Below are 6,946 nucleotides of genomic sequence, written 5' to 3' on the forward strand. Positions count from 1 at the left end.
CTTCCCTTTTTCTTCTTTGAGAGTTTACGTTGAGCCTTTTTTAGTCTTTTTTCCGACTTACGAAGAAACCGTGGGTTATCAATTTTATCCCCATTAGAGTCAGTTAAGAAATGGTTTAAACCTAAATCAATCCCTATTTCTTTTCCTGTATAGTCAAAGGTTTCTACTCTCTCAATATCTAAGACAAATTGACAATAAAAGCCATCGGCTCGTTTAATAAGCCTGACTCTTTTGATAGTAGATTTATCGAGAATCTCACGGTTAAAAGTGCCGATTAACTTTAATTTTCCTATCCCTGTTTTATCCGTGATGTGGATAAACTTTTTGTCTTCTGTTAGTTTCCGACCAGAAGTTTTGTACTCCACAGACCTTGAGAACTTTTTGAATTTAGGATAGCCTTTTTTCGCCCAACCCCTTTGACAATTGTTGTCAAAACGGGATATAGAAAACCAAGCTCTTTCGGCACTTGCTTGACGAGCCATAGAGTTGAGTTTACCGACAAAAGGAAATTCAGAACTGTTGGCTGATTCTGTAGTTAATTTACACAAAGTAGTATAGTTAACCTGATCTGCTTTGGTAGAGTCCATCCAAAATCTTAGACACTTATTCCTAATAAACGGTTCCACTCTTATAGCCTCTTGAATGGCTATTTTCTGGTGTAAATTGGTTTTTAACTTAAACTCTATGACTCCCATTGATTCGACCTCTCAATGTGTTACACTATGATTATAGCAATTCGTCGTACAAAGTGTCAAGAGAAAACTAATTATCGTAGAAAGGTTTTTGAGAAGGAGCATCTAGAGTTTTTGAGAATAGCTTTTCAAAACATAGCTGATAAATGGAAGGTGAAGGTAATAGAGATTAACGGAGAATCAGACCATATCTATATCCTTCTGACTTACCCACCCCATAAACTGTTAAGTGGATTAATAGCCAACTTAAAGTCAACCTCTTGCCAGCTGATGTGGGATAACTTTTCAGACCACTTGAAAGAGATATCGCTCTTCTGGGACTTTCGGAAATCCCTGACCGAATCCAGATTCTGAAACCCTTGGTTGACAAGTGATCGCTAACTTTTTTTCTAATAAAAACTCAAATTTCGGGTTTCTGTTAGTTAGCGATAGCTTGAAGGCTTACCCCATAAGAGAGCTAGAGTTTAGAGACTGTAAGATTTTTGCCAGAGTTCCAGAAGAGCGATATATAGGGGAATAGTACGCTGATTTTACGTTTGCTAATAGGTAGTGATTTTATTGTCGTGGTGATAAGCTAAGACGCATTTAAAGCACTTATTCTTAAGATTAGCCGAATCTCCCCCAATCCCTTTACTGTTGCCTCTTGCCTCTTGCCTCTTGCCTCGTCTCAACAAGCAATTTAAATGTAGTCATGGATAAAGTACCAGATAGCCCCTATGTGATTCTCCACATTAGACTATCACTACTATCGAATCACTACCCAGAATCATATATGGGCTGTTCAGCAACAAAGTGATATTTAATATAAAAGACCTTGATTGTTGATAGCTTACTGGTATAATGTTGGAGCGCACTGATATTGTTAACTTCCATGACCATCGTTACCGAAACCCGCTCGAACTTTGGTGACAGAAGATAAGTTGATGATCAAAATTGAAAATCTTAAGCTAATTGCTAAAAATTATGGCCGCTGAAATTATTTGTGTAGGAACGGAATTATTATTAGGGGATATAGTTAATACTAACGCCCAATATTTAGCCCTAGAATTGGCAAAATTAGGCATTCCCCATTATTATCAAACGGTGGTGGGGGATAATGTAGAAAGACTGAAAAAAGTGATCGCTATTGCCCGAGAACGTTCTTCAATTTTAATTTTTACTGGCGGACTCGGACCTACTCCCGACGATTTAACCACAGAAACAATCGCCGATTTTTTCCAAACGCCCCTCAGGGAAGATCAGGAGATTTTAGCAGAAATCGAGGCTAAATTTAGGAGTTTAGGGCGAGAAATGCCTCCTAGTAACAGTAAACAGGCTTTAATACCCATGGGAGCCGATTTTTTGCCAAATCCGACGGGAACCGCCCCCGGCATGATCTGGCAACCAGAGGCTAACGTGACTATTCTCACTTTCCCCGGAGTACCCTCAGAAATGAAGAGAATGTGGGTAGAAACGGCGATTCCTTACCTAGAAAGTCAAGGATGGGGCAAAGAGAGGATTTATAGTCGTTACCTCAAATTTCGCGGTATTGGTGAGTCAGCTTTAGCGGAAAAAGTTGCCCATTTATTTGATCTGACTAATCCCACCGTTGCCCCCTATGCTAGTTTAGGCGAAGTGCGTTTGCGAATTGCGACCAAAGCCCCTTCTTTAGAGGCTGCTTTGCAGGTAATTGAACCGGTAGCGACGGAAATTAAGGAAATCGCCGGATTAGATTATTTTGGGGCTGATGATGATACTTTACCTGCGGTGGTGGGGGAACTTTTGCGGCGGCAAAAACAAACTTTGAGTGTGGCAGAATCCTGTACTGGAGGGGGATTAGGGGAAATTATCACCCAAATCGCCGGCAGTTCCGATTATTTTGGGGGTGGGGTTATTTCCTACGATAATCGGGTAAAAGTTGCCCTCTTAGACGTAAATGAAGGGGATTTAAATAATTTCGGGGCTGTCAGTGCCATTGTTGCCCAACAGATGGCCCTAGGAGTGCAAAAACGCCTCGCTACGGATTGGGGGATCAGTATCACGGGTATTGCCGGACCAGGAGGAGGCAGTGAGACAAAACCCGTGGGCCTAGTTTATATCGGTTTAGCCAGTCCTGAGGGAAATGTTGCCGTATCAGAGCATCGTTTCGGAGAAAATCGAGATCGCTTGACAATTCGCCAGATTAGTGCCTATACCGCCCTCGATCGCCTACGCCGGAATTTATTAATAATGTCTTAAAAAAGAATTGCCAAGAATATATACTCAGACTAAAAAGTTATGTTAAGCTTAATATAAATACAAGATATAGATTCCCCCGTTCGTCAGATTGAACAGCCAAACGATGAAAATTAGTTAAAATTCTCTAGAATCAAGCTGTTGCGGGGATCAATCGACGAAAACTCATAGCTAGTATCTCAAAGGAGCCATTTGGTCAATGGACTATTTAGATGAAGTGATAGACAAGTTGAGAGAATGGGCGCGCAAACTGATTGAGAGTGTTTTTGGTCCGGAACCCGAACCCGAACCCGAACTAATCCCGATCCCCGTGCGCGATCACAGTCGATAAAGCCACCGGTAAAACAGAATATTGCGATAATATCAGTGCAAACTTACTACGAGTCTGCACTTGATTTTTAGGTGAAGCCAAGTCTAGCTTAATTTGGTGACGATTTGATTATTTAGTAACAATTCTTGACTGAGTAAATCTTCCACATTAATCCGCAGAAAACACTGATCATCAATCCAGAACTGCACTTTAATGCGATCTTTACCCCGAAAACCTAAAGGATCGAGTTTAGCGATCGATCGGGCCCCCTCGCGATCATTTAAGGGTTGGACGCTAGTTTCTCCATTACCGAGGGAACGAGTAATTAATTTATCACCATCAAAATAGACCTCCATTGCTCCACTTTCTGTGCCTAATTCGCCGATAATTAATTCAATGCTAGGTTGATTGTCCACGGAAGCACCTAGGACTAATTCCACGGGTTTTTCCATGGGATAGGGTTGTCCAGAGTTAATAATTGGATGCCAAGCGTGGGCATTTTTGCGACGATTCCAGTAACGAATCCCGTAGCTATGATAGAGAAAATCTTTGACTTGATAACCCTGGGCTAATTGTAACGCTCCCAAAGCGATCGCTTCAAAGGGTCGATCCTCTTTAATTTTACTACTATCAAAATACTGTCGCACCCAATCTTTTACCGCCGGAATTTGGACGGTTCCCCCGACTAATAACACCGCATCGATATCGCTAACTTCAACTCCATTGCGTCTTCCCTGTTGCAAAACTCCCGTCATTAAATCATCTAATTGATGAAAAAAGTTTTGTTGTCGGAGAATATCGGTCAATTGTTCTCGATCTAAGCTTAACTCGTAACTCTCGAAATTTTCCTCATCAAAATATACCTCCTCGGCGGTTAATTGGGAAGAAAGTTTAATTTTTAATCTTTCCGCTAGACGAGTAGTCAGGGAAGTTTTCGCTAAAGATTGCTTTTGGACAAAATAATCGACAATCCAATCGTCGATATCTGACCCCCCTAAATTTGTCCCCGCCTTGGCTAAAACTCTCGCTAGTTTAGTTTTTTGGGCAGAATTATTGCCTAAAAGTTTTTCTCCCCACTTGAGAATAAAACCTTGATTTTTTTGAGGATTATCTAAATCTAATTGTACCAAAGAAAGATCGAGAGTGCCACCGCCAAAATCTACCACTAAAATCACTTGATCCCCAGTGGTTCCATAACCCAAAGCGGCGGCCGTGGGTTCATCAATTAGTCGAATTTGTTCGATTTCCCACCCCTGACAAACATTGCTTAACCAATTGCGGTAACTTTCAAAACTATCGACGGGGACGGTTAAAACTAGAGATTGGGGGGGTTCCGGGGCGGTGTTTTTTAATTGGTCGATGATGCTATCGAGAAACCATTGGCCAACCCCCTCGAAACTGAGGACAGTTTCCTCTAATTCCGGTAAAAATCCTTGAATTTTTGCCCCGATACCTCGTTTAAAGCGACGAAAAAAACGCGGATCTCGATCGATATCTAAACCCTGATCGCGCACCCCTTGACCGGCAATTACTTGCAGGGGATTGGCTGATTTAATATAGAGTAAACTGGGAATTAGGGGGGGATTGTCGGCTATTTGTTGGGATAACTCCGATAATTTGACGGTTTCGGCCCTATTTGTCGCCCCATTCCAACGAGTAATGACGGTATTACTGGTTCCGAAATCAATAGCGTAGAACACGATCGATGGTTTTTAGGTAAATTTAGTTAATTATTCGCTATTATAACCTGTTATTTATTGAACCCGCCCGATCGAGGTGGAAGCTTCCCTAAAAAATCGGGAATTTGGTCAGCGCAAGCTCAAGAAGTCTGAGCAAAAACTTGACAAATAATCTTTAATAGTATATGTAAGTTCCACCCGATCAAAGGATTATGTTACCAGTTACTACCTCACTCGAAACCCTCTCCTTAGAAATTCCTAGCGCGATCGCTCTCTCTATCACCCTTGAACAGTTTGAAGCCCTTGCTGTGGTCAACCGTGACTTAAAATTAGAACGTACAGCCCAAGGAGAATTAATCGTGAATCCCCCGACAGGTGGCGAATCAGGACAGCGAAATTTTCGTATAACAGGACAATTGTTTCGCTGGTGCGAAGAAAATGAAGCTTTAGGAGTCGGGTTTGACTCTTCCACTGGATTTAGACTGCCAAATGGGGCGATTCGTTCTCCCGATCTATCTTGGGTGAGTCGAGAACGCTGGGAATCTTTAACCCCTAAGCAGAAAAAGGGATTTATTCCCCTCTGTCCCGATTTTGTGGTGGAATTGCGCTCTGAATCTGATAGTCTTGACAAATTACAGAAAAAACTGCTCGAATATAGGGAAAATGGCGCAAGGTTAGGCTGGTTAATCGATCCCCAGAATCGGCAAGTTGAAATTTATCGTCAAGGAAAGGAAGTGGAGATATTAGAAAATCCCACTGATTTGTCGGGGGAAGATGTTTTACCCAATTTTAGGTTAAATTTAAAGCTCTGATGTTTTCGGGAGTAATCCTGCGATATTCTGCCAATGTTTTTGAGATCGGGGAGTCGCTTTAAAATTATCTAAGAATTCTTTTTTCTAGGTCATCATCAAATGAGCATCGAAAAGTCTTTAGTCTCGTCAGGTAAAAGTCTTTATCAAGAAGATTTCTACCGATGGTTACAAGAAACCGCTAATTTACTCAAAGAACATCGTTTTGAAAAATTAGACTTAGAAAATTTGATCGAAGAAATTGAAACGATGGGAAGGAGTGAAAAACGAGAACTAGAAAGTCGCTTAACCGTCATTGCCGAACATTTGCTTAAATTGACTTACTGGCTAACTGAAAAGGAAGCAAATGCTCAAGGGTGGCGCAGCACAGTTGTTGAACAACGCCGACAAGTTCAACGCTTATTAAAAGAGAGTCCAAGTCTGAGAAGATTGATTCCTGAAATCTGGATAGATTGTTACCAAGCAGCCAGAGAAGATACTGTCAGAAAGTATCAACTCTCTGCTGATTTATTCCCAATTGAATCACCCTTTGCCCTTGCAGAAATCCTTGATTCTGACTATCTTCCTTAAAAATGAAGTTTGGTATTTTATCGATGAAGACAATGCCCAACAAAGTAAAGCGTTAAACGGCAATCACTACCTCTGATTTACCAAATCAAAGTAAGATTTAAACTAAATTCTGACAGAATACTTTCCCCCGATAAACTCTCTGGATTAGTTAAAATTTCTACTGTCTGTCCTTGACGATAAATTTCTACTTCTCTAGTTTTTCTATTGATTAACCAACCTAAACGAGTCCCATTATCTAAATATTCCTGCATTTTTTTCCTAGTAGTTTCTAGGTTGTCACTAGGAGACATTAATTCAATGACAAAATCGGGAGATAGAGGTAAAAATCTTTCCTTTTGTTGTGGGTTTAAAGCTTGCCATTTTTCTAAAGGTATCCAAGCAGCATCGGGAGAGCGATCGGCCCCATTCGGTAGTTTAAATCCTGTGGAGGAATCAAAAACTACACCTAATTTATGTAGGTTATTCCATAACCATAATTGGGCAGTGATTCCGGCGTTAGAATTACCAGTTTCTCCTCCGGTTGGTGGCATAATAATTAAATCTCCTTTTGCGTTGCGTTCCAAACGTAAATCTCGGTTATCCTGACAAAGTTGAAAAAACTGTTCATCGCTCAGTTGCCAAGATTGAAATTTAATTTCTACTACTGTCATCATAGATTCTCTTTTATAGGAT

Annotated in this window: 7 protein-coding genes; 4 read left to right on the plus strand and 3 right to left on the minus strand. The window is 40.9% G+C overall.

Annotated features, from left to right (window positions below):
- On the minus strand, positions 1 to 695 hold a 695-nt coding region (locus tag EWV68_RS06920), incomplete at its 3' end, for an RNA-guided endonuclease InsQ/TnpB family protein (protein ID WP_287169294.1).
- A 27-nt stretch (positions 696 to 722) separates the two neighbouring features.
- Here EWV68_RS06920 and tnpA point away from each other — a divergent pair.
- Positions 723 to 1,046 carry an IS200/IS605 family transposase gene (tnpA, locus tag EWV68_RS21825; RefSeq protein ID WP_353806746.1) on the plus strand — a complete coding sequence of 108 codons (324 nt, stop codon included), beginning with the start codon at positions 723 to 725 and terminating at the stop codon, positions 1,044 to 1,046.
- Positions 1,047 to 1,655: 609 nt separating this feature from the next.
- Positions 1,656 to 2,909: a competence/damage-inducible protein A gene (locus tag EWV68_RS06925; RefSeq protein ID WP_287169296.1), complete on the plus strand. Its 1,254-nt coding sequence runs from the start codon at positions 1,656 to 1,658 to the stop codon at positions 2,907 to 2,909.
- Between the two features lie 411 nt (positions 2,910 to 3,320).
- On the opposite strand, the gene EWV68_RS06930 is transcribed toward EWV68_RS06925, so the two are convergent.
- Positions 3,321 to 4,916: an Hsp70 family protein gene (locus EWV68_RS06930; protein ID WP_061431945.1), complete on the minus strand. Its 1,596-nt coding sequence runs from the start codon at positions 4,914 to 4,916 to the stop codon at positions 3,321 to 3,323.
- A gap of 191 nt (positions 4,917 to 5,107) precedes the next feature.
- On the opposite strand from EWV68_RS06930, the gene EWV68_RS06935 reads away from it, so the two are divergent.
- Together EWV68_RS06935 and EWV68_RS06940 are read left to right on the plus strand one after the other, a co-directional pair.
- Entirely contained in the window at positions 5,108 to 5,707 is a 600-nt protein-coding gene (locus tag EWV68_RS06935) for a Uma2 family endonuclease (RefSeq protein ID WP_287169298.1), read from the plus strand.
- 99 nt (positions 5,708 to 5,806) lie between these two features.
- A complete protein-coding gene (locus tag EWV68_RS06940) occupies positions 5,807 to 6,274 on the plus strand; it encodes a DUF29 domain-containing protein (RefSeq protein ID WP_061431947.1) in 468 nt (155 codons plus the stop codon).
- A gap of 77 nt (positions 6,275 to 6,351) precedes the next feature.
- Here EWV68_RS06940 and EWV68_RS06945 read toward each other — a convergent pair whose 3' ends face one another.
- Positions 6,352 to 6,927 carry a Uma2 family endonuclease gene (locus EWV68_RS06945; protein WP_061431948.1) on the minus strand — a complete coding sequence of 192 codons (576 nt, stop codon included), beginning with the start codon at positions 6,925 to 6,927 and terminating at the stop codon, positions 6,352 to 6,354.
- Between the last annotated feature and the right edge of the window lie 19 nt (positions 6,928 to 6,946).

This window comes from Microcystis sp. M_QC_C_20170808_M9Col (assembly GCF_007095495.1).
Lineage (GTDB): Bacteria > Cyanobacteriota > Cyanobacteriia > Cyanobacteriales > Microcystaceae > Microcystis > Microcystis aeruginosa.

Excerpts from the sequence above, each read along its gene's own strand:
- tnpA (WP_353806746.1), top strand. The coding sequence starts at position 723 with ATGATTATAGCAATTCGTCGTACAAAGTGTCAAGAGAAAACTAATTAT.
- EWV68_RS06925 (WP_287169296.1), top strand. The coding sequence starts at position 1,656 with ATGGCCGCTGAAATTATTTGTGTAGGAACGGAATTATTATTAGGGGAT.
- EWV68_RS06935 (WP_287169298.1), top strand. The coding sequence starts at position 5,108 with ATGTTACCAGTTACTACCTCACTCGAAACCCTCTCCTTAGAAATTCCT.
- EWV68_RS06940 (WP_061431947.1), top strand. The coding sequence starts at position 5,807 with ATGAGCATCGAAAAGTCTTTAGTCTCGTCAGGTAAAAGTCTTTATCAA.
- EWV68_RS06945 (WP_061431948.1), bottom strand. The coding sequence starts at position 6,927 with ATGATGACAGTAGTAGAAATTAAATTTCAATCTTGGCAACTGAGCGAT.